21 protein-coding genes are annotated in these 24,675 nt (G+C 71.2%); 5 read left to right on the top strand and 16 right to left on the bottom strand.

The window, feature by feature from the left end; genetic code table 11:
* Positions 1 to 9: 9 nt before the first annotated feature.
* From LRM40_RS16965 to fabI, 3 genes are read right to left on the bottom strand one after another with little or no spacing between them, the layout of a single operon-like run.
* The gene (locus tag LRM40_RS16965) at positions 10 to 1,242 is read right to left on the bottom strand and encodes an acetate/propionate family kinase (protein WP_151124779.1); all 1,233 of its coding nucleotides are present in this window, start codon (positions 1,240 to 1,242) and stop codon (positions 10 to 12) included.
* Entirely contained in the window at positions 1,239 to 2,642 is a 1,404-nt protein-coding gene (locus LRM40_RS16960) for a bifunctional enoyl-CoA hydratase/phosphate acetyltransferase (RefSeq protein ID WP_151124778.1), read from the bottom strand. The genes LRM40_RS16965 and LRM40_RS16960 overlap by 4 nt, the downstream gene beginning before the upstream one ends.
* A gap of 48 nt (positions 2,643 to 2,690) precedes the next feature.
* Positions 2,691 to 3,476, bottom strand: coding sequence for an enoyl-ACP reductase FabI (gene fabI, locus LRM40_RS16955; protein ID WP_151124777.1), 786 nt, complete (start codon positions 3,474 to 3,476; stop codon positions 2,691 to 2,693).
* A 215-nt stretch (positions 3,477 to 3,691) separates the two neighbouring features.
* Here fabI and LRM40_RS16950 point away from each other — a divergent pair, with 215 nt between their 5' ends.
* Positions 3,692 to 5,695, top strand: coding sequence for a phosphate transport regulator (locus tag LRM40_RS16950; protein ID WP_151124776.1), 2,004 nt, complete (start codon positions 3,692 to 3,694; stop codon positions 5,693 to 5,695).
* Positions 5,696 to 5,712: 17 nt separating this feature from the next.
* On the top strand, positions 5,713 to 7,314 hold the full coding sequence (locus LRM40_RS16945; protein WP_151124775.1) for a PEP/pyruvate-binding domain-containing protein: 1,602 nt from the start codon (positions 5,713 to 5,715) through the stop codon (positions 7,312 to 7,314).
* Between the two features lie 7 nt (positions 7,315 to 7,321).
* Here LRM40_RS16945 and LRM40_RS16940 read toward each other — a convergent pair whose 3' ends face one another.
* Together LRM40_RS16940 and LRM40_RS16935 are read right to left on the bottom strand one after the other, a co-directional pair.
* Positions 7,322 to 8,068, bottom strand: a complete 747-nt coding sequence (locus LRM40_RS16940) for a Crp/Fnr family transcriptional regulator (protein ID WP_151124774.1) — start codon at positions 8,066 to 8,068, stop codon at positions 7,322 to 7,324.
* 51 nt (positions 8,069 to 8,119) lie between these two features.
* On the bottom strand, positions 8,120 to 8,281 hold the full coding sequence (locus tag LRM40_RS16935) for a hypothetical protein (RefSeq protein ID WP_170288908.1): 162 nt from the start codon (positions 8,279 to 8,281) through the stop codon (positions 8,120 to 8,122).
* 238 nt (positions 8,282 to 8,519) lie between these two features.
* Here LRM40_RS16935 and uvrA point away from each other — a divergent pair, with 238 nt between their 5' ends.
* On the top strand, positions 8,520 to 11,459 hold the full coding sequence (gene uvrA / locus LRM40_RS16930) for an excinuclease ABC subunit UvrA (protein ID WP_151124773.1): 2,940 nt from the start codon (positions 8,520 to 8,522) through the stop codon (positions 11,457 to 11,459).
* A 106-nt stretch (positions 11,460 to 11,565) separates the two neighbouring features.
* On the opposite strand, the gene LRM40_RS16925 is transcribed toward uvrA, so the two are convergent.
* Positions 11,566 to 11,973, bottom strand: coding sequence for an SWIB/MDM2 domain-containing protein (locus LRM40_RS16925; RefSeq protein ID WP_022982988.1), 408 nt, complete (start codon positions 11,971 to 11,973; stop codon positions 11,566 to 11,568).
* Between the two features lie 262 nt (positions 11,974 to 12,235).
* On the opposite strand from LRM40_RS16925, the gene LRM40_RS16920 reads away from it, so the two are divergent.
* Positions 12,236 to 12,589, top strand: coding sequence for a phage holin family protein (locus tag LRM40_RS16920; protein WP_151124806.1), 354 nt, complete (start codon positions 12,236 to 12,238; stop codon positions 12,587 to 12,589).
* Between the two features lie 18 nt (positions 12,590 to 12,607).
* Here the strand turns inward: LRM40_RS16920 and LRM40_RS16915 are convergent, their stop codons facing one another.
* Positions 12,608 to 14,194, bottom strand: coding sequence for a M48 family metalloprotease (locus tag LRM40_RS16915; RefSeq protein WP_231067613.1), 1,587 nt, complete (start codon positions 14,192 to 14,194; stop codon positions 12,608 to 12,610).
* A gap of 136 nt (positions 14,195 to 14,330) precedes the next feature.
* Here LRM40_RS16915 and moaC point away from each other — a divergent pair, with 136 nt between their 5' ends.
* Positions 14,331 to 14,819, top strand: coding sequence for a cyclic pyranopterin monophosphate synthase MoaC (gene moaC / locus LRM40_RS16910; RefSeq protein WP_151124772.1), 489 nt, complete (start codon positions 14,331 to 14,333; stop codon positions 14,817 to 14,819).
* Between the two features lie 18 nt (positions 14,820 to 14,837).
* Here the strand turns inward: moaC and LRM40_RS16905 are convergent, their stop codons facing one another.
* The 9 genes from LRM40_RS16905 to LRM40_RS16865 form a co-directional block, all read right to left on the bottom strand.
* Entirely contained in the window at positions 14,838 to 16,637 is a 1,800-nt protein-coding gene (locus tag LRM40_RS16905; protein ID WP_151124771.1) for a PglL family O-oligosaccharyltransferase, read from the bottom strand.
* 165 nt (positions 16,638 to 16,802) lie between these two features.
* Positions 16,803 to 17,243, bottom strand: a complete 441-nt coding sequence (locus tag LRM40_RS16900; RefSeq protein WP_151124770.1) for a pilin — start codon at positions 17,241 to 17,243, stop codon at positions 16,803 to 16,805.
* Positions 17,244 to 17,495: 252 nt separating this feature from the next.
* Positions 17,496 to 18,272: an MBL fold metallo-hydrolase gene (locus LRM40_RS16895; RefSeq protein WP_151124769.1), complete on the bottom strand. Its 777-nt coding sequence runs from the start codon at positions 18,270 to 18,272 to the stop codon at positions 17,496 to 17,498.
* Complete coding sequence (locus LRM40_RS16890; protein WP_231067612.1) at positions 18,269 to 20,440, bottom strand: CHASE2 domain-containing protein; 2,172 nt, start codon at positions 20,438 to 20,440, stop codon at positions 18,269 to 18,271. The genes LRM40_RS16895 and LRM40_RS16890 overlap by 4 nt, the downstream gene beginning before the upstream one ends.
* A gap of 7 nt (positions 20,441 to 20,447) precedes the next feature.
* Positions 20,448 to 21,077: an FHA domain-containing protein gene (locus LRM40_RS16885; protein WP_151124600.1), complete on the bottom strand. Its 630-nt coding sequence runs from the start codon at positions 21,075 to 21,077 to the stop codon at positions 20,448 to 20,450.
* 88 nt (positions 21,078 to 21,165) lie between these two features.
* Positions 21,166 to 21,912, bottom strand: coding sequence for a Stp1/IreP family PP2C-type Ser/Thr phosphatase (locus LRM40_RS16880; protein WP_231067611.1), 747 nt, complete (start codon positions 21,910 to 21,912; stop codon positions 21,166 to 21,168).
* A complete protein-coding gene (locus LRM40_RS16875) occupies positions 21,896 to 22,855 on the bottom strand; it encodes a serine/threonine-protein kinase (protein WP_170288894.1) in 960 nt (319 codons plus the stop codon). Before LRM40_RS16875 ends, LRM40_RS16880 begins: the two co-directional genes overlap by 17 nt.
* A gap of 146 nt (positions 22,856 to 23,001) precedes the next feature.
* On the bottom strand, positions 23,002 to 23,691 hold the full coding sequence (locus LRM40_RS16870) for a TerC family protein (RefSeq protein ID WP_151124598.1): 690 nt from the start codon (positions 23,689 to 23,691) through the stop codon (positions 23,002 to 23,004).
* 231 nt (positions 23,692 to 23,922) lie between these two features.
* Entirely contained in the window at positions 23,923 to 24,663 is a 741-nt protein-coding gene (locus LRM40_RS16865; protein WP_151124597.1) for a TerC family protein, read from the bottom strand.
* Positions 24,664 to 24,675 lie beyond the last annotated feature (12 nt).

Here is a 24,675-nt window from a genome sequence, read left to right as displayed (position 1 = left end):
GGGACTCCTTCAGGCCAGGCCCTGCTGGCGCAGCAGGGCAAAGGTGGCGCGGGCCGCCACGCGGCCCTCGTCGGTGGGCACCACCCACACCTCCACCGGGCTGCCGGCGGCGTGGATGGGGGCGACGCGGTCGCCGCGGGCATCGTGGTTGGCCGCGGCATCGGGCCGGGTGCCCAGCCAGGTCAGGCGGGTCAGCAGGTCCTCGCGCAGCTGGGCGTCGTGCTCGCCGATGCCGCCGGTGAAGGCGATCACGTCCACCCCGCCCAGCACGGCCAGCAGGGCGCCGGCCTCGCGCAGCAGACGGTAGGTGAAGAGCTCGATGGCCTCGCGGGCGGCGGGCGCCTCGCTGGCGCGCAGGGTGCGCATGTCGGCCGACAGGCCCGAGACGCCTTTCAGGCCCGAGCGCTTGTAGAGCAGGGTTTCGACCTCGTCCACCGTCTGGCCCTGCCGCCACAGGTGCAGCAGCACGCCGGGGTCCACGCTGCCGCTGCGGGTGCCCATCATCAGCCCGTCCAGCGCCGAGAAGCCCATGGTGGTGGCCACCGAGGCGCCGTTCAGGGCCGCGCACAGGCTGGCGCCGTTGCCCAGGTGGGCCATCAGCACGCGGCCCGCAGCGCGCGGCGTGCGGCGCTGCAGCTCGCGCATGACGAACTGGTAGGACAGGCCGTGGAAGCCGTAGCGCTGCACGCCCTGGTCCCACAGGCTGCGGTCGATCGGCAGGCGGTGTTCCACCGCCGGCATGCCGGCGTGGAAGGCGGTGTCGAAGCAGCCCACCTGGGGCAGGTCCGGCAGGGCCTTCTGCAGCGAGCGCACGCCGGCCAGGTTGTGCGGCTGGTGCAGCGGGGCCAGCGGGTTGAGTTCGGCCAGCGCGGCGAGCGTGGGCTCGTCCAGCAGGCAGGGCTCGACGAAGCGTTGGCCGCCATGGACGATGCGGTGGGCCACGCCCTTGAGGCGGATGCCGGCCCGGCCCAGGGTCTCGACCAGCAGGGTCAGGGCCAGCTCGAAGCGGCCCAGGCTGTCGCGCGGGGGCAGCGGAAGGGCATCGTGCCCGCCCACGCACAGCCGGGGCTGGCCACCGGGCTCCAGGCCCTGGAACTCGCCCGACCAGACGGCCGGGCCGTGCTCGGCATAGACGCCGAACTTCAGCGAGGACGAGCCGGCGTTGACCGAGAGCACCGCCGCGTGCCCGCGCAGCACCCGGTTCAGGCCGGGTGGCAGGGCCAGGGCGTCGGCGGCGTTCATGCCTGGGGTCCCCGGGCGGCCAGCATGGCCAGCGCCGCCGAGGCCATGCGCGAGGCCGCGGTGTCGGCCCGGCTGGTCAGCGCGATGGGCACGCGCGCGCCCAGCACCACGCCGCAGCTGGCGGCGCCGGCCAGGTACTCGAGCTGCTTGGCCAGCATGTTGCCGGCCTCCAGGTCGGGCACCATCAGGATGTCGGCCTGGCCGGCCACCGGCGAGCTGATGCCCTTGATGCGCGCCGCCTCGGCCGAGATGGCGTTGTCGAAGGCCAGCGGGCCGTCCAGCACGGCGCCGGCGATCTGGCCGCGGTCGGCCATCTTGCACAGGGCCGCGGCCTCGACGGTGGAGGGAATGCGCGGGGTCACCGTCTCGACCGCCGACAGGATGGCCACCTTGGGCTGGGCCACGCCCAGCGCGCGGGCCAGGTCCACCGCGTTGCGCACGATGTCGGCCTTGGCGCTCAGGTCCGGCGTGATGTTCAGCGCCGCATCGGTCACCAGCAGGGGCTTGGGATAGGCCGGCACCTCGAAGCGGAAGACGTGCGACATGCGGCGCTCGGTGCGCAGCCGGCGCTCGGCCAGCACCGCCTCCATCAGCTCATCGGTGTGCAGGCTGCCTTTCATCAGCATGGCCACCTGGCCGTCGGCGGCCAGGGCCACGGCCTGGGCCGCGCTGTCGTGGCTGTGGGCGGTGTCGCGCAGTTCCACGCCGTCCAGCGAGAGGCCGCCGGCCGCCGCCACCGCTTCGATGCGCGCGCGCGGGCCCACCAGCACCGGCACGATCAGGCCGTGCTGGGCCGCCTCCAGCGCGCCGCGCAGCGAGCCGTCGTCGCAGGGGTGCACCACCGCGCAGCGCACCGGCGCGCCGCCGGCCAGGCTGGCGATCCAGGCCTGCAGCCGGGCCTCGGGGTCGAACAGATGCAGCGTCGGCAGGGCCGCACGCGGGCGCACCACCTTGTCCTTGGGCGCCTTCACCAGGGCCTCGCCGGACACCACCTCCTCGCCGGCCTGGTTGTTCACCACGCAGTCCAGCACGACGTTGTGGTGGGCGTCGTCCTTGCTGCGCACGGTCAGCGTCACCGTCAGCGTGTCGCCCACCCGCACCGGGCGCTCGAACTTCAGCGTCTGCGACATGTAGATGGTGCCCGGGCCGGGGAACTCGGTGCCCAGCACGGTGGAGATCAGCGCACCGGCGAACATGCCGTGCACGATCACCCCGTGAAAGCGGGTGCCCTCGGCATAGGCCGGGTCCACATGGGCCGGGTTCACATCGCCCGAGACCAGGGCGAAGGCCTGGATGTCGGCGTTGGTCAGGGTGCGCCGCAGCGTGGCACTCTGGCCGACCTGCAGCTCGTCGTAGGTCACGTTCTCGATCAGGTCGCTGTCGTGCAGGCTCTCGCTCATGGACACATCCGTGCAGAAGAGGGGAAGGAACGGGGAACGGCGCCGGCCTCAGCGTACCGCATGGTCGCCGGCATCCACATACAGGGTCTGACCGGTCATGCCGCTGGCGTCCGGCCCCACCAGAAAGGCCACGCAGCGGCCGATCTCGTCGAGTGTCACCAGGCGGCGCAGCGGTGCGGTCTGGGCGCTGCGGGTCATCAGCTCGTCGAAGGCCAGCAGGCCCGAGGCCGCCCGGGTGGGCACCGGCCCGGGCGAGACGGCATGCACCCGCACATTCTTGGGCCCCAGCTCCACCGCCATGTAGCGCACCAGGGACTCCAGTGCGGCCTTCACCGGCCCCATCAGGCCGTAGTGCGGCACCGCCTCGTCGGCGCCGATATAGCTCATGGTCACCAGCGCGCCGCCGTCGCCCAGGTGCGGCTCCATCAGCCGCGCCATCTCGGCAAAGGAATGGCAGGACACCCGCACCGCCTGGTTGAAGCCCTCGGCCGTGCTGTCCACCACCCGGCCGTGCAGGTCGTCCTTGGGCGCCCAGGCGATCGAGTGGACGCCGAAGTCCAGGCCCCCCAGGTGTTCGGCCGCCGCGTTCACCGCGGCCTGCAGCTCGCCCGGCTCCTCCACATTGCAGCGCAGCAGTGGCGCGCCGATGCGCTCGGCCAGCGGGGCCACATAGGGCACGGCCTTCTCGTTCAGGCAGGTCAGCACCACCCGGGCACCGCGCTCGGCCAGCACCCGGGCGCAGCCCCAGGCGATGCTGTGCTCGTTGGCCACGCCCAGCACCAGACCGCGCAGGCCTTCCAGCGGGCGGTGGATGGGCGGCTCTGAATCGCTCATGGCGGGCACTCCTTGCGGCAGATCAGGCAACGATGGGTGGTAGTTTGCTGCACTGCGGCAATGGCTTTGTGAAAGAAGTGCTCAGCTTCGCCGGCAACAGGGGCTTGATTGATTCACATCAAGCGAAAGGTGCTCTGTCCCGCCGGCAGGGGCCCTGTCACCGCCACGTCACGGCGGCCGCCAAGACTGCGCCCGACCGAATCCGGGAGTCCGCGATGAACAAGGATGAAGCCGTCAACCAGCTGGGCGCCTCCGCGCCGGGCTGGTCCTCGCTGCTGCAGCCGGCCCGCCTGCGGGCGGCGCTGTGCGCCAACGACCGCCTCAAGCTCTACCTCAGCGTGCTGCAGGCCGCGGCCGCCCATGCCCACGCCCCCCACCAGGCCCTGCTGGACCTGGCCCGCGAGATCGCCGCGGCCGGCATCGGCGTGCGCGAGCAGGCCGAGTGGCTGCACGACCTGCCGGCCACCGCCGCGCTGGAGGGCGAGGCGGTGCGTTTGCCCGAGCTGCCCCGGCTGGCGGCGCAACTGCGCGAGGACCTGGGTCAGATGGCCCGCCCGCTGCTGGCCCAGGCCGATGCCGACCCGGCCCTGGCCGAGCGGGTGGGCGACTGGCAGGCCCGGCTCCAGGCCCTGGCGGAGGGGGCTTCCCTGCTGGACGAGGCCCTGCTGCGCGACCTGACCAGCGGCCAGCCCGAGGCCGGCGACAGCCTGCACCGCCTGGTGATGGACCTGCACAAGGCCCTCAACCGCCTGGCCGCCCGCCTGGCCAGCGACAACGTGGCCGGCGCCCATGCCTGGGACCTGGCCGCCGATGGCAGCGACCGCCCCCGCGTCGAGGCCTTCATGCGCGGCCTGGCACGCACCCGCGCGCTCAAGGGCGAGCACCCGGGCCTGGACACCGCGGCCACCCGCGAGGGGGCGCGCCTGATGATCCAGAACGACATCGGCACCAACGACGCCCATGTCATCGTGCTGCAGGTGGACACCGGCGGCGCCGCGCCCAGCATCAGCCTGACCTACTCGGACCTGCACCGCCAGCGCTTCGCCTTCTTCCAGCGCCTCTTGGCCGAGGTGGGCGCGCAGTGGGGCCCGACCCAGAGCCGCCAGACCCCGGGCCTGAACGCCGGCGAGGCCTACCACGTGGGCAGCGCCCGCTTCGCGCCGGCCGACGAGGCAGCCCTGCAGCTCATGCTCGAGGGCATCGGCGAGCGCATCGTCTTCCTGATCGACTGGAACCGGGCCCGCAAGCGCCTGCTGCCCTTCGTCGACAAGGCCGCCGCGGTGGCGGTGCTGGACGCCACCGCCCGCCAGCGCGTGGGGCACCTGGCCTGGCTCACGCTGGGCGGCGAGCGCCTGATCTGGAACGCCATGGCCGCCCAGGGCCCCAGTGCCTTCCGCCTGGGCGACCGCCTGGACGAGGTGATGGGCGAAGACGCCGCCGCGGCCTTCCTGGTCGAGGCCCTGGCCCTGGCCGACCGCGCCCGGGCACAGGCCCAGCCGCCGGCCCTGGTGGCCGACCAGGTGCGCACTCTGCTGGCCCAGCGCCTGCAGGGGCGCCATGGCGGCTTCGAGGACCTGGCCGAGCATGCCGGCCTGTGCCACGCCATGGCCCAGGGCCTGCGCGATGCCCTGGCGCATGGGCACGACCGCGACGCCGCGGCCGCCGCCCACCTGGCCGCCCGCGCCAAGACCTGGGAACGCCAGGCCGACCACCTGGTGATGCGCGCGCGCAGCCAGGCCGAGCGCTACCCGCAGTGGCAACCGCTGCTGCGCCTGCTGGAACAGAGCGACGACGTGGCCGACGCGCTGGAGGAAGCCTGCTTCGTGCTGGGCCTGCGGGCCGAGCAGGCCGGCAGCGCCCCGGCCGCCGTGCGCGACGCCCTGCAGGCCCTGGCCGACTGCGTGCTGGGGGCCGTGCAGGACCACCTCAAGGCCCTGACGGTGGCCGCCACCCTGGGCCAGCGCAGCGACGCGGCCGACCGCGACGAATTCCTGGGCGCCTCCTGGCGGGTGCTGCAGGCCGAGCGCCATGCCGACGAGCTGCTGCGCACCGCCCGCCGGGCCCTGGCCCAGGCCGCCCGCAGCGACCCCGACCCGGTGGCCCTGACCCTGGGCAACGAGCTGGCCGCCGCGCTGGAGCTGGCCAGCGACGCCCTGCTGTCGTTGGGCTACGGCCTGCGCGAGCGCGTCTTCCAGCGTCTGGACCCAGGCAACGCCTGATCTCCTCTCTCCGCCCCATGCCCGACTTCGACCCCCACACCCCCTGGCTCATCGGCTGCGGCCAGCCTCCGGCCGAGACCCCGCTGCCCGGCCCCGAGCAGCTGGGCAACAAGGCCCACAACCTGGCCCGCATGGCGGCGCTGGGCCTGCCGGTGCCGCCGGCCTTCGTGTTGGGCACGGCCTGGTGCGCGGCGCCGCAGCCGCCCGGGCCCGCCGTCTGGCAGGCGGCCCTGGCCGCGCTGGAGCAGGCCAGCGGCGTGCGCTTCGGCGACGACCGGCGGCCCCTGCTGCTGTCGGTGCGCTCGGGCGCGCCGGTGTCCATGCCCGGCATGATGGAGACGCTGCTCAACATCGGCCTGTGCGACGCCACCGTGCCCGGCCTGCTGCGCCTGACCGGCAACCCGCGCCTGGTGTGGGACGCCTACCGCCGCCTGGTGGCCGGCTTCGGCGAGACGGTGATGGGGGTGCCCGCGGCCGTCTTCGAGGCCGACCTGCAGGCCGCCACCGGCGGGCGCGACGAGCGCGACCTGGACTTCGCCGAGCTGAGGGCGCTCACCCGCGCTCACCTGGCCAGCGTCCGGCGTGCCGCCGGCCAGGCCTTCCCGCAGGACCCGCAGGCCCAGCTGCAGGCCGCCATCGGCGCGGTGCTGGCCAGCTGGCAGGCGCCCAAGGCGGTGGACTATCGCCGCCTCAAGGAGCTGCCCGACAGCCTGGGCACCGCGGTGACGGTGCAGCGCATGGTGTTCGGCAATGCGGGCGGCACCTCCGGCGCGGGCGTGGGCTTCACCCGCCACCCCAGCACCGGCGAGCCCCAGCCCTGGGTGGACTTTCTCTTCAACGCCCAGGGCGAGGACGTGGTCTCCGGCCGCCGCAGCGCCCACGGCCATGCCCAGCTGGCGGCGGTGGCGCCAAGGGTGTGGGACCAGCTCCTGGCCGCCACCCGCCAGGTGGAGCGGGCGCTGGGCGACATGCAGGACTTCGAGTTCACCGTCGAGAACGGCCAGCTCTGGCTGCTGCAGACCCGTGACGGCAAGCGCACGCCGCAGGCCCAGGCCCGCATCGCGCTGGACCTGTGCGACGAGGGCGTGATTGACGCCGCCGAGGCCCGCCGCCGCACCGCCGGGCTGGACCCGTCCGCCCTGAGCGTGGAGCGGGTGGTGGGCGGCGATGGCAGCGCCCCGCTGGCCGAGGCCATGAGTGCCGCCCACGGCGTGGCGGTGGGCCGAGTGGCACTGGATGAAGCCGCGGTGCGCCGCCTGGCGGACCAGGGCGCGCCGGTGCTGCTGGTGCGGCAGGACGCGGAGACTTCGGACATCGCCGCGCTGGAGCAGTCGGTGGGCCTGCTGACCGAACGTGGGGCGCGCACCTCGCACGCGGCGGTGGTGGCGCGTCAGCTGGGCAAGGTCTGCCTGGTGGGCTGCGCCGCGCTGCAGATCGACCCGGCGCGGCGCCAGCTGCACTTCCACACCCCGGCGGGCGAGGTGGCGGTGGACGAGGGTGAACTGCTGACCCTGGACGGCCACCGCGGCTGGGTGCTGATGGGCGCGGCCCGCACCGAGCGCGAGGCCCCGGCCGAGCTGCTGGCCCGGCTGGCGGTGCTGCGGGCGCGGGCGGGCTGAGGTCGGCTCAGGCCCCGGCGTCCAAGTTCTCGTCGCGCAGGGTCTGCAGCAGGGCGTCCATGTGCAGGGTGGCGCTGCGCTGGCCGTGGGCGGTCAGCACGCCCTCGCGCTTGAGCTGGGAGATCAGCCGGCTGGCGGTTTCCACCGTCATGTCCAGCATGGCGCTCATTTCCTGGCGGGCCGGCAGCCAGACGGGCTCCTCGTCATGCTCGGCGAATTCGCTGAGCTTGAGCAAGAGGCGCAGCACCCGGCGCCGGGCCGGACCGGTGCACAGCTCGGTCAGCCACTCATCGGCGTCGTCCAGGGCGCGCTGCCAGCGCTTCATCATGTCGCGCAGCAGGGCGGGTTGGTCGCGGGTCAGTTCGTCCAGCAGGTGGCGCGGCAGGCGGCAGACCATCACCTCGGTGCAGGCCACCGCGTCGGCGGCATAGCTCTGGCCCAGCATGGCTTCCATGCCCACGGTGTCGCTGCGCCCGGCCAGGCGCAGGATGCGGCGCTCGCCGCGCTCGTTGGTGCGTTCCAGCCGCACCACGCCCGAGCGCACCGTGTAGGCGGCCTGACCGGCCTGCTGCATGCGGTAGAGCGATTCGCCCGGCGCCAGCCGGATCTCGGCGATCTGGCCGTGGATGTGCTCCAGCGCCGCCTCGTCCAGGGCGCCGAACAGGGCGAACCGGCGCACCCGGCATTCCGCGCACAAGCGGGCCTGGGGGTTGTAGAACGCCGGTTGGAGAGGGATGACTTCGGGCGCGCTCATGGCCCCGAGTATGCCCCGCGCGCCTGGGCTTTCATGCGCGGGAGGAGGGGATCAGCGCTTCTGATCGGCCTTCTGCAGGCGGGCGTGGCTGCGGGGGCTGCCCAGCGCGGCCATCCAGAAGGGTTCGGACTTGTGGGCCTTGTCGGCCAGGGGTTCAAAGCCGTCGCGCTGGCTGCGTGAGGGCGACTTGGGCGGTTGGGCGGATTTCTGCATGTCGGTCAGGGCGGGTTGTGGTGTGCCGGGCCTCTCAGGACACTTCCGGGGTCCGGTCAGCCTGTCTAACGCGACAGGTCCCAGACAGGATGACACGGGGAAACCTGGATTTGCAACAAATACACACATCCCGGCCCGGTGACCCGTGCAGTCCCTGCGGCAGGCCCGCCACAGTCCGGGGCGCTCGCCCGGGCGGCACGCCCCTGGTTATCATGACGGGTTGCCTGCAGGACCGCCCATGTCGTCCGTCTCCACGAATCTGAATTCCCCGGCCACCGCCGTCTCCCCGGTGGCTGCCGCCACCCGGATCTCGGTGCGCGGCGCCCGCACCCACAATCTCAAGAACATCGACCTGGATCTGCCCAAGCATGCGCTGGTGGTGATCACCGGCCTGTCGGGCTCGGGCAAGTCCAGCCTGGCTTTCGACACCCTGTATGCCGAGGGCCAGCGCCGTTATGTGGAGAGCCTGTCGGCCTACGCCCGCCAGTTCCTGCAGCTGATGGACAAGCCTGACGTGGACGTCATCGAGGGCCTGTCGCCCGCGATCTCCATCGAGCAGAAGGCCACCAGCCACAACCCGCGCTCCACCGTGGGCACGGTCACCGAGATCCACGACTACCTGCGCCTGCTCTACGCCCGCGCCGGCACGCCCTTCTGCCCGGACCACGGCCAGCCGCTGCAGGCCCAGAGCGTCAGCCAGATGGTGGACGCGGTGCTGGCCCTGCCCGAGGGCACCAAGCTCATGGTGCTGGCGCCGGTGGTGCGCGACCGCAAGGGCGAGTTCGTCGAGCTGTTCCAGGACATGCAGGCCCAGGGCTATGTGCGTTTCCGGGTGGACGGCGTGATCGTCGAGGCCCTGAACCTGCCCGCGCTGAAGAAGGCCGAGAAGCACGACATCGACGTGGTGATCGACCGCCTGAAGACCGGCGAGGGCATGAAGCAGCGCCTGGCCGAGAGCTTCGAGGCCGCGCTGCGCATCGCCGACGGCCGGGCCATCGGCTACGAGATGGACAGCGGGGCCGAGCACCTGTTCTCGGCCAAGTTCGCCTGCCCCATCTGCAGCTACTCGCTGCCCGAGCTGGAACCGCGCCTGTTCTCCTTCAACTCGCCGGTGGGCGCCTGCCCGCACTGCGATGGCCTGGGCGTGCAGACCCTGTTCGACCCGGAGCGGGTGGTGGCCTTCCCCAGCTTGGCGCTGGGCTCGGGCGCCATCAAGGGCTGGGACCGCCGCAACGCCTACACCTTCTCGCTGCTGGAGAGCGTGGCGACGCACTATGGCGTGGACATCGAGCTGCCTTTCGAGGAACTGCCGGAGGCTTTCCGCCAGGTGGTGCTCTACGGTTCCGGCGACGAGGAGATCGAGTTCACCTACGAGGCCGAGGGCCGGGGCGGCAAGATGCGCAGCGTCAAGCGCAGCCACCCCTTCGAAGGCGTGATCCCCAACTTCGAGCGCCGCTTCCGCGAGACCGATTCGGCCGCCGTGCGCGAGGACCTGGCCCGCTACCAGAGCGCCAAGCCCTGCCAGCACTGCGGCGGCGCCCGGCTGCGGCGCGAGGCCCGCAACGTCTTCCTGCCCGGCACCGTGGCCGAGCGCGGCCAGCCCATCTACGAGGTGGAGCACATGACCCTGGCCGAGGCCCTGGCCTGGTTCGAGCGCCTGGCGCTCGAAGGGGCCAAGGCCGAGATCGCCGACAAGGTCGTGCGCGAGATCCGCTCGCGCCTGAAGTTCCTCAACGACGTGGGCCTGAACTACCTGAGCCTGGACCGCAGCGCCGACACCCTGAGCGGCGGCGAGGCCCAGCGCATCCGCCTGGCCAGCCAGATCGGCTCGGGCCTGACGGGGGTGATGTACGTGCTGGACGAGCCCAGCATCGGCCTGCACCAGCGCGACAACGAGCGCCTGATCGGCACCTTGAAGCACCTGCGCGACCTGGGCAACAGTGTGCTGGTGGTCGAGCACGACGAGGACATGATCCGCGCGGCCGACTGGTGCGTGGACATGGGCCCGGGCGCCGGCACCCACGGCGGTCAGGTGATGTCGCAAGGCACGCCGGCGCAGATCGCGGCCGATCCGAACTCGCTGACCGGCCAGTACCTGGGCCGGGTGCTGCGCATCGCCGTGCCGGCCGAGCGCCGCCAGCCCATGCTGGACGAGCAGGGCCAGCCGCGCATGCTGCGCGTGGTCAACGCGCGGGGCAACAACCTCAAGGGCGCGACGGTGCAGATCCCGGTGGGCCTGTTCACCTGTGTGACCGGCGTGTCCGGTTCCGGCAAGAGCACGCTGGTCAACGACACGCTCTACGCCGCGGTGGCGCGCAAGCTCTACAACAGCCACGCCGAGCCCGAGGCGCACGACGCCATCGAGGGCCTGGAGGCCTTCGACAAGGTCATCAACGTGGACCAGAGCCCCATCGGCCGCACCCCGCGCAGCAACCCGGCCACCTACACCGGGCTGTTCACGCCCATCCGCGAGCTGTTCGCCGAGGTGCCCGCGGCGCGCGAGCGCGGCTATGGCGCGGGCCGCTTCAGCTTCAACGTCGCGGCGGGCTCCGGCGGCGGCCGCTGCGAGGCCTGCCAGGGCGACGGCGTCATCAAGGTCGAGATGCACTTCCTGCCCGACGTCTATGTGCCCTGCGACGTCTGCCAGGGCAAGCGCTACAACCGCGAGACGCTGGAGATCCTCTACAAGGGCAAGAACATCGCCGAGGTGCTGGGCCTGACGGTGGAGGACGCGCACGCCTTCTTCAGCGCCGTGCCCGCCATCGCCCGCAAGCTGCAGACGCTGCTGGACGTGGGCCTGGGCTACATCACCCTGGGCCAGAGCGCCACCACGCTGTCCGGCGGCGAGGCCCAGCGCGTCAAGCTGGCGCAGGAGCTCTCCAAGCGCGACACCGGCCGCACGCTCTACATCCTGGACGAGCCCACGACGGGCCTGCACTTCCAGGACATCCAGCTGCTGCTCAAGGTGCTCAACCAGCTGCGTGACGCGGGCAACACCATCGTCGTCATCGAGCACAACCTCGACGTCATCAAGACCGCCGACTGGCTGGTGGACATGGGCCCCGAGGGCGGCGCCGGTGGCGGCACGCTGCTGGCCGAGGGCCCGCCCGAGGTCATCGCCGCCTGTGCGGCCAGCCACACCGGGCGCTTCCTCAAGCCCTTGCTGGACGAGCGCTGATCGGCCCAGCCCCGCGCCCGGGGTTGCGCACTCCGAGCGGGGCATGAAAAAAGCCGGCACAAGGCCGGCTTCGCGAGTGGGCTGACGGGCACCAGGCCCGCGAGCATCACTTCAGGTGGCTGTTGATCAGCTTGGTCATCTCGAACATCGAGACCTGGGCCTTCTTGAAGATTTCCTTCAGCTTGGCGTCGGCGTTGATCATGGTCTTCTGGGCAGCGTCCTGCAGACCGTGCTTCTTGATGTACTCCCAGACCTTCTTGGTCACCTCGGTGCGCGGCAGGGCCTTGTCACCGATGATGGCGGCCAGCAGCGGGCTGGGGGTCATCTCCTTCATGAAGGCGGCGTTGGGGGTGCGCTTCTTGGCCGGGGCGGCCGCCTTCTTGGCGGGCGCAGCCTTCTTCGCAGCCGGAGCCGCAGCCTTCTTGGCCGGAGCGGCCGCCTTCTTCGCGGGGGCTGCAGCCTTCTTGGCCGGCGCCGCCTTCTTGGCCGGAGCCGCCTTCTTCGCAGTTGCCATTTGGAATCTCTCCATCAAAGAAATGTTGATGTGCCGGGCGCGGGCGACAGCTGCATGAACTCTCGCTTCTCTGCATATCCGCAGCGGAGCCAATGGTAATGCTTGCACTGGGGGCTGAGAAGCCGTTTTCCCTCGTAAAACCCCCCGCGCTCCCTCTGAAACAGCGTTTTTTTGCCGCCCAGCAACGCAGGAGGGGCGCATTCGCGGTCTGCCGGGCCTGCGCGGCACAATCGCCGCATCCCTTCCAAGGAGGCCGAGCTTGATCAAACTCCTCGTTCGCTGGGTGCTGCTGGCCGCGGCACTGGGTCTGGTGGCCAACCTCTACAGCGGGGTCATGGTGGCCAGTTTCGGCAGCGCGATGGTCGCGGCGCTGGTGCTGGGGCTGTTCAACACGCTGGTGCGGCCGCTGCTGGTGCTGCTCACCCTGCCGGTCACGCTGGTCACGCTGGGCCTGTTCCTCTTCGTGATCAATGCGCTGATGTTCTACTGGGCCGCCGGCCTGCTCGATGGCTTCGGCGTCACCGGCTTCGGCGCGGCCCTGGTCGGTTCGCTGCTCTACAGCCTGTGCGGCCTGGTCATCGACATCGCGATGGAGCGGCTCTTCCCGCAGGATTGAGTCGCCGCCTGCGCCGCGTCAGTTCCTGTCCTCGTCCTGCTCGCGGCGCTTCTCGGCTTCCATCTCGCGCAGGCGCGATTGGATGATGGCCATTTCCACGTAGTCGGCGTTGGGGTCCTGCTTGGCCAGGCGCTGGGCCGTGCGGAAGCGGTCCACCGCACCCGCGGTGTCGCCCTGGGTGGCGGCCACCTCGGCGGCCGCGCGCAGCGAGCGCAGCCGCAGGCCCTGGGCCTCGGCGCACAGGGACAGGGCCTGCCAGGCCAGGGTGTCGTTCTTGTGCTCGGTCACCCAGGTCTGCAGGGCCTCCATGGCGCGACGCACCTCGGCCGGCGCCGCCGCATCTCCCGCGCGCTGCCAGGCCAGGGCTGCGTCGGCCCGGGCCAGCAGCACCGGGCGCGAGTCGTCCTTGGCCAGCGGGGCCAGCGCGGTGGCCAGGGGCTGATCGGGGCGGTTCATCGCCACCTCGATCTCCAGGTTCAGCAGGTTCAGGTCGCGCACCGCCGCGGCCTCGTCGGCGAAGTGCTCGCGCGCCAGGCTCAGGGCGTTGTCGGCGATGCGGCGGGCCTGTTCGAATTCGCGCAGCTTCATCGAGGCCAATGCGCCGGCGTAGAGCGCGCCCAGGCGCGCGGTGTCGATGGCCGGGGAGCCCGGCTGCGCCTGCTGCTGCAGCCGCCGCAGCGACATCTCGCCGGTGTCCATCAGCACCCGCGCACGCGCCTGCATCAGGGCGTGCACGGCCACGCTGGGCGGGCGGTGCGAGGGGGAGTCGTTCATGCGCAGGCGGGCGTCGCTGATGCGCTCGATCGTCAGCGGGTGGCTGCGCAGGTAGGGGTACTGGTTGCTGTCGTTCAGGCGCGAACTGGCTTCGAGCTTCTGGAACATCTGCGCCATGCCCGAAGAGGCGAAGCCCGCCCGCTCCATCAGCTGCAGGCCGATGTGGTCGGCCTCGCGCTCCATCTCGCGCGAGAAGTTCAGCTGGCTCTGGATGGCCGCGGCCTGGCTGCCCATCACCACCGCATTGGCCGCGTCGACGTTGCGGCTGTGGGTCGCGGCGATCAGGCCCAGCACCATGCCGGCCATGGACAGCATGCTCTGGCGCTTCTGCGCCGCCATGCTGCGGGCAATGTGCCGCTGCACCACGTGGGTGAGCTCGTGGCCCAGCACCGAGGCCAGTTCGTCGCTGCTGCCGGTCATGGCGATCAGGCCCAGGTGCACGCCCACATGGCCGCCGGGCAGGGCGAAGGCGTTGATCGATTTCTCGCGCACCTCGAAGGTTTCCCAGGCGAAGAGCCGGGCGCGGTCGGGCTCCAGGTAACCCGCATCCTGGGCGGCCTGCACCAGCGGCTGCCAGATCGAGCGGATGTAGTCGCTCAGCACCGGATCGTCCAGGTAGTCCGGGTCCTGGCGGATCTCCATCATGATCCGCTCGCCCAGCCGGTTCTCGGCATTGATGTCCAGGTCCTCGGACACCGAATCGCCCAGCGCGGGCAGGTTGACCTGGGCCCGGGCGACGGGGGCCTCGGCGGTGGCCAGTGCCGCGGCCAGGGCCAGGGCGAGGGTGCCAGGGCGCATCAGACGCCGCGCCGGGAAAGCGTTCTTGGACAAATCCGGTTCCTTGGGGGCGGAGGCCCCGGGTCTTTCACAGACCGGCGCGCTTCGCAAAAGTTCGCCTCGCTATCATCGCACCCCCGGGCTCACCCACGGTTGCGCCCGCGTTTCTCTTCTTTGCACAGGCCCGCCGATGACCCAGCCCCTCACCCATTTCGACGCCGAAGGCCAGGCCCACATGGTGGATGTGGCGGCCAAGAGCGAGACCCACCGCGTGGCCCGGGCCTGCGGCAGCATCCGCATGCTGCCAGCCACCCTGGCCCTGGTGGCCAGCGGCACGGCCAAGAAGGGCGACGTGCTGGGCATTGCCCGCATCGCGGCCATCCAGGCCAGCAAGCGCACCGCCGAATTGGTTCCGCTGTGCCACCCGCTGCCACTCACCCGCGTGGCGGTGGACTTCGCGCTGGACGAGTCGGCCAGTGCCGTGCACATCACCGTGCAGGCCGAAACCCTGGGCCGCACCGGCGTCGAGATGGAGGCCCTGACCGCCGTGCAGGTGGGCCTGCTGACCATCTACGACATGTTGAAGGCCGTGGACCGCGGCATGGTGATGGGCGACATCCGTCTGCTGGAAAAGCGCGGTGGCAAGAGCGGCCACTGGGTGGCCGGCGACCCGGCCTGAGCCTGCGCCCGTCCCGGTTCAGTCCTTGGCCGGCATGAAGCCGCGCCAGGGCACGACATGCGCTGGCGCTTCGCACTGGAAGGGGCGGGGGATCTGCGTCTCGTCCTCGCAGACGGCGAAGAAGTCGTCCGCCGCCGGGTTGCGGAACTCGCGCAGGCGCTGCGCCAGCGTGCGGGCCTCGTCCGGGTGGCCGGAACCATCCAGGGCCCGCGCCCAGGCCATCATCAGGCGGGTGTCCAGCAAGGCGTGGGTGGCGGTTTCGAAGGCGCCCAGCGCCTGTGCCGGCGGCTCGGTGGTGGTGGCCAGCGCATAGTCGGCCTGGTAGCTGAAGAACACGCTGTGCTGCCCGTCGCGGATGCGCTCGGCCAGCGAGGTGGTGGCATCGCCCGGTTGGTAGATCAGCACCACGCGGTAGTAGTCCTGCAGCGCGAACAGGGCGCCGGCCGTCATCAGCGCGCCCGCCAGGCGCGGAGCCCAGGCCGAGGGCGGCGTGACGGACAGCACCTCCTGCCGAAGCACGGGCGGGCGGCGCAACGCGTGGCCCAGCGCCCAGGCGGTGGGCAGCAGGAAGTAGGCATACCACAGCGGGTACTCCAGCAGGCTGTGCAGGCCGGCCAGCAGCACCATCACCAGCGCGGCGCGCGCCGCCACACCGGCTTCGGCCGGCTGGGCGCGGCTGCGCCGCAGCGCCAGCACCAGGGTGGCCACCAGCAGCGTGCTCAGCAGGGCCGCCACGGGCAAGCCCAGTTCCACCGCGAACTGCAGCAGCAGGTTGTGGGTGTGGTCGAAGAAGGCCACCGGCCGGTCGGGGAAGGCCGTCAGCGTCCAGGCGAAATTGAACTCGCCCCAGCCCACGCCCGTCCAGGGCTGGGCCGCGATCAGTGACACCGTGTTCTTCCAGATGGCCCCACGGGAGGAGGACAGGTCCTTCTCGGCCAGCCGGGCTTCGCCACCGAAGACATGGCTGCTTTCGCGCGCCCAGCCGGCCATGCCCAGCCAGCACAGCCCATACACCACCGGCACCGCCACCAGGGCGATGCGGGTGCGGCGCGACAGACCCTTGTCCAGCAGACCCCAGCCGGCCAGCAACAGCGTGGCCACCATGCCGGTGCGCGAGGCCGTCAGCACCACCGCCTCGATCATCAGCAGGCCCAGGGCCAGCGCCAGGCCGCGGTGCAGCCGCAGACCCCACACCCGCCCGGCTTCGACCAGCGGCACCAGCGCGATCAGGCCGAAGAGGATCAGCGTGCTGAGGTGGTTGGGTTGCCGCAGATTGCCCACCGCCCGGCCCGGCAGGCCGGATCGGGCGATCCACTCGCCGTCCGTCCACTGGGGGGCGAAGACCTGCAGCAGCGCAATGACACTGCTGAGCACGCCGGCCATCAGCAGGGCGGCCAGCACCGGCTGCAGCAGCGGGCCGCCAGCGCCATCCGCTTCTGCGTCCACGTCCGAGTTGGCGCCACGCGCCTCAGGCCCGTCCTGGCGCACGCTCGCCTGGGCCGCCCACAAGACCGTGCCGGCGCAAACCATCATCGCGATGGCCGACAGCGCCAGCGACGAGGGCAGGCCGCTGTGCCAGGACCAGAGCGCCTCGACCACCAGCACCGCCAGCACCGTCAAGGGCATGGTCACTGCGCTCCAGGCCCCCCGCCCCGGTCGAACCGGCAGACAGGCGATCAACGCGCCCCATCCCCCCACGGCCAGCAACTGGTTGAGCAGCGTGGTGGAGGGGCTGACGTTGACGGCGAGGAGGGAGGGGGCGGTGAGGGCGAGGAGGGCCGTGAACTGCATGTGCAGTGTGAGGCGGGTCGTCTGCATGGGCGCCGTCGGAGCCAAAAAGCGCTATTGTCTCCGTTGGAGGTCTGTGGGCTGATTTATCGGTTTCGTGTTGTCACTCGTTGACGGCAGAGGCAATCCCGGTAGTGCCGGGATGACAAATAAAAAAAGCTCCCATTGGGAGCTTCTTCAGGGGGCGAATCTGGCTTAAGCGTGTGTGCACGACTTCGGCAGATACTTTTGGTCGGCACTGGAAGTGCAGGTCCAGCTGATCGAGCCCGCGTTGTCGGTCATGGTCATGGTCAGGGTCTTGCTTTGAAGGCCGGCAGCAATACCCGTTGCGGCCATCGTGGCAACGATCGTGCAGTCAGGAGCCGTACCACCCACTTCCACTTGGGCGACATACTGGCCCTTGATGTCGGTAGCAGCGGCGACACCATCGTTGCCATTGGTGGGGCAGGCACCCGTTTGACCGTAGATCTCGGCCACGGCGGTCTTTTGGCCGTCAGCCAGCGACAGGGCCTCGGTCATTTGGGAACGGGCCAGATAGTCCTGGTAAGCCGGCAGGGCGACGGCGGCCAGAATGCCGATGATCGCCACGACGATCATCAGTTCGATGAGGGTGAAACCTTGTTGGACACGCTTCATGGGGAGACTCCTGAAAGCAATTCCGGCGGGAAGGTGCCGGGTGGGTTGGTACGGGAGACATTCAGCGAATCCCGTGCCAGCCCGCAAACCGTGCCAAACCGCACATCCTGGCCGGCAGAGTGACATTTCTTGTCAGTGCAGGGTGCCCATCCGCGCACATCCCCTTCGCGGCTGCCGCGTTTTGTCAGCCTGATTGTGAGGAGATGTTGCGGTGACGGCCTGCGGGTACGCACGGCCAACGCGGCGCGAGGCTCAATCCCAGTCCAGCCGGTCGCCTGCGGTGAGCGGGTGCAGCGCCAGGCCGGGCAGGCGCTCGGTCAAGTCGCCCAGCACGGCGGGCATTTCGCCGGGCTTGATGTGGGTGAGGTGCACCCGGGCGCCGGCCGGCACATGGGCCAGTTCGGCCGCCAGCGTGGAGGGGCAGTGGTGCAGGCTGTCGGCCGCCACGCTGCGCTCGGCTTCGGAGAAGGCGATCTCGATGACCAGGTGCTGCACCGGGCGGTTGGCCAGCAGCGGGTGCAGGGCGGGGTTGGGGCCGGTGTCGCCGGTGTAGATCCACCAGCCCTGCGCGCCCTCCACGCCGAAGCCCACGGCCGGCACGCTGTGGCGGGCGGGCAGCACCTCGATGTGGCGCTCGCGCCGGCCCAGCACCAGGTGCTGGCCGGTGCTGATCTCGTGCAGGCTCAGGACGGGGTGGCGCGGGTGCGGCAGGCGGGTGAAATCCGGCCAGAGCAGGTTGTTGAACACATGCTCGCGCAGCACGGCCAGGGTGGCCGGCAAGGCATGGACCTGGATGGGCGGCTGGCCGGCGCGGCGGCGCATCACGCTGTCGGCCAGCAGGGGCAGGCCCAGCACATGGTCCAGGTGCGAGTGGCTCAGCAGGATGTGGTCGATGCGGGCCAGTTCGTCCAGGGGCAGGTCGCCCACGCCGGTGCCGGCGTCGATCAGGATGTCCTCGTCCACCAAGAACGAGGTGGTGCGGCAGCCCGCCGCGATCGAGCCGGAGCAGCCGAGGACGCGCAGGCTCATGGGGTACCGTCCGCTTCGGGGGCCTGCGCCAGCCGGGCGCTCAGGCGCGCGCACAGGGCGGCCCAGGGGGCGGGCGCCGTGGCGTGAGACGGGGCGGTGGACAAAGCGGCGGCGTCGGGCATGAGACTCTGTTGCAGGGACGCCAGGAGGGCGCGGGCGGTTCGGGCATCGTCCCCTCGGGCGGCCCGCAACGCAAGCACCCAATTCTGCACTTGCGCCTGCTGCGTCGACCGGTTTGGGGAGGAAGCGGGCAGCACTGTGAAGACGGTCACACTCTGCTGGCGCCCCTTGACCTGGCATTCGTCCACCTCCAGCCAGTCCACCGCGGCGTCGAGCTGCTGGCCGCAGGCGGCGCGGGTGCTGTCGGCCACCAGCAGTGCCACGTCCAGTTCGCGGGTGAGGGCTTCCAGCCGGGCGGCCAGGTTCACCGCATCGCCCACGGCGGTGTAGGTGCGGCGCTGGGGCGTGCCCAGGTCGCCCACGCACACGGTGCCGGTGGCCAGGCCGATGCCGAAGCGCACGCCGGGCAGGCCCTGGGCGCGCAGTTGGGCGCTGAGCGGGCCGGCGGCCTGGGCCAGATCCAGTGCGGCGCGGACGGCGCGCACCGCGTGGTCCGGCTGGGCGATGGGGGCGTTCCAGAAGGCCATGGCCGCGTCGCCGATGAACTTGTCCAGCGTGCCGCCATGGCGGTGGACGATGTCGGTGACGGTGCCGAAGTAGCGGTTGAGCAAGTCGCGCAGGGCTTGCGGCGGCAGGTGCTCGCTCAGGGTGGTGAAGCCGCGCAGGTCGCAGAAGAGGATGGTGAGCTCGCGGTTGCTGGCCTCCAGGGCCTGGGTGTCGCCCCGGGCCGCCAGCGCGCGGGCCCGGGCGGGGGGCAGGTACTGTTCGAAGAGCCGCTGGAGGGTGCGGCGCTGCTGCCATTCATGCATCAGGCCGCGGGTGAGCAGGGCGGCCGCATACAGCCCGCCCAGCAGCAGCGCGCTGGCCAGCGGCAGCACGCGGTCGGCCTGCTGCCAAGCCAGGGCCTGGCCCACCACGGCCGCGCCCACGCCGGCCAAGGCGGTCAGGGCCCGGGCCGGGCTGCGCCGGCGCACGGCCCAGGCGGTGGCGGTCAGTGTCAGCAGGATGAGCCCGGCTTCGTAGCCGGGGGCCCAGGCGGGCCGCTGGGCCAGGTGGCCACCGAGCAGGCCGGCCAGCATCAGGGCGTGGATCTCCACGCCGGGCAGGGCCGGGTTGACGGGGGTGGCCCGCAGATCGGCCAGACCGGGCGCCGAGCTGCCCAGCAGCACCAGCTGGCCACGCAGGCTGCCCGCCGGCAGGTGGCCGGCCAGCACCTCGGCGGCGCTGAGGTAGCGGAAGCTGCCGCCCCCAGGCCCGCCCGGCCCCTGGAAGGGCACGCGCCACTGGCCGTGCTCGTCCAGGGCCAGGCGCTGCGCAGCCTGGCCGGCCGGCAGCACGCGCAGGGCCTCCAGCAGCGGCGCCCGGCCGGCGCCGGCGGCTTGCAGCTCGGGTTGCACCGCGGGCTGGCCGGCGGCCTGCAGGGCCATGGCCAGGGCCAGCGAGGGCCAGGCCTGGCCGTCCAGCACCGCCACGCCGGGCACCGAGCGCACCAGGCCGTCGGTGTCGGGCACCACGTTGAAGAAGCCTCCGCGTGGCGCGGCGGCCGCCAGGGTGGGGGTGTTGGCCGCCAGCCCGTTCCAGGGCGGCAGGCCCGAGGGTCGGGGGCCCGGCAGGGCAAAGAGGGGTTGAGGAGGCTGCCCGCTGCGCAGGCCACCGCGGTCGGCGCTCAGGTAGAAGCCGGTGAGCACCGGCCGGCCCTGCCAGGCGCGGGCGAGGGCGGGGTCACCGGGGGTGGGCTCGGGGAAGACCAGGTCCACGCCCAGGGCGGCCACCTGCTGGCGCTGCAGCAGCTCGTCGCTCAGGGCGGCCAGGCGTTCGCGGGGCCAGGGCCAGTGCCCCAGGGCCTGCAGGCTGGACTCGTCCAGATCGACGATGGCGATGTCGGGGTGGGGTGTGACCGGCTGACTGCGCAGTTGCTGGCGCCAGTCCTCGGTGACCTGCTCCAGCCGGGCCAGCAGGGGCAGTGGGGCCAGCAGGGCGTGCCAGAGGCCCAATCCGGCCAGGCCCAGGCCCGCCCAGAACGCAGCGCCGGGCCGCGGCAGGGCCATCGGGCGCTCAGCCCTGGATGAATTGCATCTGGGTGCCGGCCAGCTCGATGATGTCGCCGTTCTTCAAGGGCACCACGCCTTCACCCAGCGGGCTGCCGTTGACGGTGGGGCGCTGGTCGCCCTCGACATGGGCCAGCACATAGCCGGTGGGGCGTTTGGCGATGGAGGCCACCTGGGTGCCGGGCTTGCCCACGGTGGTGACGGCCTTGGTCAGCAGCACCTCACGGCCGGCGGCGCCGCCGTTGAGCACCTTGATGGAGGCCGGCAGCATCTGCACGGTGGGCAGGGGTGGGGCCGGCGGGGGCAGGCTGCCCGGACGCAGCACCATGGTCTTCTCGTAATCGGCCACTTCCGCGCCGATGTACTTGATGCGGTACTTGCCGATCTCGATGACGTCGCCGTTGGACAGCAGCTGCTTCTTGATGGCCTTGCCGTTGATGTAAGTGCCGTTGGTGCTGTTCAGATCCTCGATGAAGACGTCTTCGCCCACCGACAGCAGCACCGCGTGCTCACCGCTGACCGCCAGGTTGTCGATCACGATGTCGTTGTAGGGGCGCCGGCCCAGTGTGGTGCGCTCCTTCTGGATCACCACTTCCTTGAGAACCACGTTGTCGAGTGAAACGACCAGCTTGCCCATGAATGCCTCGTGTTGCCCGTGCGCGGGGCGTTTTCTTCTCGGCGTGCCCTGCCGTGCCTGCCGCGAGTCCTGTTGTTGCGCGTTCGCGTTAATGCAATTTGGCCAGGATGACGGAGATGTTATCCCGTCCGCCTGCGGCGTTGGCGGCTTCCACCAGCGCTGCGGCCTGCTCGTCCAGTGAGTTGTTGATCTGCAGGACCTGGGCGATCTGCGTGTCCGACAGCATGTCGGAGAGCCCGTCGGAGCACAGCAGGATGGTGTCGCCCGCCTTCACATCATGCGGGTGCACCTCGAGAACCACCTGAGGTTCGACCCCTATGGCCCGGGTCACGAGGTTGCGGTGCAGCGCATAGGCCGCTTCCTCCTGGGTCAGCAGGCCGGCATCGACCTGCTCCTGCAGCAGGGAGTGGTCGCGGGTCAGCTGGCCCAGGCGACCGTTGCGCAGGCGATACGCCCGCGAGTCCCCCAGGTGCCCGATCCAGACGTGCTGGCGCTCGAAGACGGCGGCCACCAGGGTGGTGCCCATGCCGGCATAGGCGGCCACCGTGTTGGCGGCGGTGAAGACCTGACGGTTGGCCTCCTGGGCGGCGGCCACCAGGGCCTGGGCGACCTCGGCCTCGGCCGGCGCCTGGGTCAGGCCCAGCAGCCATTGGCGGAAGGTGTCGCGCATGGCCTTGGTCGCCATGTCGCTGGCGACCTCGCCCGCGTTGTAGCCGCCCATGCCATCGGCCAGGATGCACAGGCCCAGGCTGGGATCGATCAGGACAGCGTCTTCGTTGTTGTGGCGCGCGCGGCCGACGTCGAGCGCGCTGCTGTATTCAAGGCGCAGTGGCACGGGGTTCTATCCTGCTGTTGTTCTTGTGGATGGATCCATTGTGGCCGTCCTCCACGGCCCTGTTGGCTTCACAAAGCCGGGCAATGAGGCGCAATTCACGCGCCAGCGTGTGCCCGTCGGCGTGGCGGTCGCCCGGCGACTTGGCCAGCAGCCGGCTCAGCACATCCCCCAGCACCGCCGGCAGTTCGGGGCGGCGTGCCAGCAAGGGGGGCGGGGTTTCGCCGGCAATGGCTGCCAGGGTTTCGCCCATGGAACTGCGGTCGAAGGGGCGCTGCCCGGTCAGCAACTCAAACAGCACCACGCCCAGGGCGTAGAGGTCGCAGCGGCCATCCAGCGGCACGCCGCTGAGCTGTTCGGGCGCCATGTAGCAGGGGGTGCCCACCATCAGGCCGCTGCGGCTGTTGATCTGGTCCAGCAGACGGGCGCTGCCGAAGTCGCCCACCTTCAGCACGCCGCCGGCGGCCGGGTTGAACAGCAGGTTGCCGGGCTTGAGGTCGCGGTGCACCACGCCTTGGGCGTGCGCATGGGCCAGGGCCTCGGCGGTGACGGCGCCGATGCGCAGCACCAGTTCCTCGGGCAGCAGCCGGCCGGGTTGGGCATAGCGGCTCAGGTCGCTGCCGGGCACCCATTCCATGGCCAGCCAGCCGCAGGGCTGGCCGTCCTGGTTGACGATGCCCGCCCCCAGGGTGCGGACGATGGCCGGGTGTTGCAGTCGGCCGGCGGCGGTGGCTTCGCGCAGGAAGCGCTCCGGGGCTTCCGCCTGCGCGCCGAAGCGCACCACCTTCAAGGCCACGGCCTCGTCGGTGCCGGCCACACGGGCCTCGTAGAGCTCGCTGTGCGGGCTTTGCGCGCACAGGCGGACGATGTGAAAGCCCTCGGTCTCGACCGGCAGCGCGGAACTGTCGATCAGCGACGAGGCCGGCTGCGTGCTGGGCGTGGGCACGGCGCGGCCAGCCGGCGCAGAAAGCGGCGGCTGTCGGCGCAGAATCGTGTGCCAGAAACGCGAGCGGCCGGCCATCTTGGTGCCTAGAGCATCCCCCCGGGTGGTGTTGCAACACATTACCACAGGGGGGCTGCCGGGCCCTTGACTCAGGCGGCCAAGGTCTTGTCGCGAAGCTTGCGGCCTGCCCAACCACCGGCGGCCAGCACGCCGGCCACCACCCCGGCCTGCAGCACCCAGCTTGTCCAGGGGTGGGCGGTGAAGACGTCGCGCAGGGCGGGCTCGCCCACCATCATCTTGGCGGCCGTCCAGGCCAGCACGCCGGCGCCGAGGTAGGTGATGGACGGGAAGCGGTCCACCAGCTTCAGCACCACGCTGCTGCCCCAGACCACGATGGGCACGCTGATCAGCAGACCGATGACCACCAGGTCGAAGGCGCCGTGAGCGGCACCGGCCACGCCCAGCACGTTGTCCACGCCCATCAGGGCGTCGGCCACGATGATGGTCTTGAGCGCGCCCCACAGCGTGGTGGCGCCGCCGCCCTCGTGGCTGTCACTGCTCTCGCCGGGGGCCAGCAGCTTGTAGGCGATCCAGACCAGGCCCAGACCGCCGACCAGCATCAGGCCGGGGATCTTGAGCAGCCAGACCACCACCAGCGTCATCAGCGCGCGGATGCCGATGGCGCCGACGGTGCCCCAGACGATGGCCTTGCGTTGCAGGTGGGCGGGCAGGCTGCGGGCGGCCAGGGCGATGACGATGGCGTTGTCGCCGGCCAGGATCAGGTCGATCAGGACAATGGCCAGCAGGGCCGAGAACCATTCGGGGGAGAAGAGCGGCATGTCGGTCTTTCGAGGTCTCACGTGGGTCGGTGAACACCACGGCGGACGGACGGGACATGCCGGATGGGGCCGCCTTCGAGCCGCCCGCCTTGGTGGCGGGGGTCGAAGGTCTGGCTCGGCCACCGGATGGTGGCTGGCGGGCCGGAGGCTTGCACCTCGTACTGACGACCCGACCGGAAGTGAGCTACTCCCCTTCAATCGCCGAGATTATGGCATGGGCGGGCCGGGGCCTCACTGGCCGCGGGCTTTGAGCGTCACCACGGCGCGGCCGATCACCAGCACCATCAGCGCGCCAATGGCGGCGGCAGCGTAGTGCACGGCCGGGACCACCTCCACGGTGGCACCGGCGTGCGTGGCCGGCTGCGTGGGCAGCAGGTGCAGCAGGGCCGGGTCGGTCACGGCCATGCTGCCGGCAATCCAGCCCAGCAGCATGCCGCCCAGCGTGATGACCAGCGGAAAGCGGTCCATCAGCTTGATCACCAGCTGGCTGCCACCGACGATGATGGGGATGCTCACGAGCAGGCCGAAGATGACCAGCGGCATCTGATGGGAACCGCCGGCGGCCTGGGCAGCGCCGGCAATGGCGATGACGTTGTCCACGCTCATCACCAGGTCGGCCACGATGACGGTCTTGACCGCCCCCCAGAGCTTGTCGCTGCCCTCGATCTTGCCGTGCTCGTCCTCGTCGTCGGGGGCCAGCAGCTTGACGCCGATCCACACCAGCAGGGCCGCACCGGCCAGCTTCAGGTAGGGAATGGACAGCAGGGTGAGGGCAAAGAAGATCAGCACCACGCGCAAGGCGATGGCGCCAGCCGTGCCCCACAGGATGCCCTTGAGCCGCTGGTTCTCCGGCAGCTTGCGGCAGGCCAGGGCGATGACGACGGCGTTGTCGCCGCCCAGCAGGATGTCGATCAGGATGATCTGGCCCACACCCAGCCAGAAGGGCAGGTGCAGCAGGGAGTCCAGTTCCATGGGTTCTTGTCG

It is taken from the genome of Ideonella dechloratans, assembly GCF_021049305.1.
In the GTDB taxonomy this organism is placed as follows: domain Bacteria; phylum Pseudomonadota; class Gammaproteobacteria; order Burkholderiales; family Burkholderiaceae_C; genus Ideonella; species Ideonella dechloratans.
This window is presented reverse-complemented; position numbering and strand designations above follow the sequence as displayed.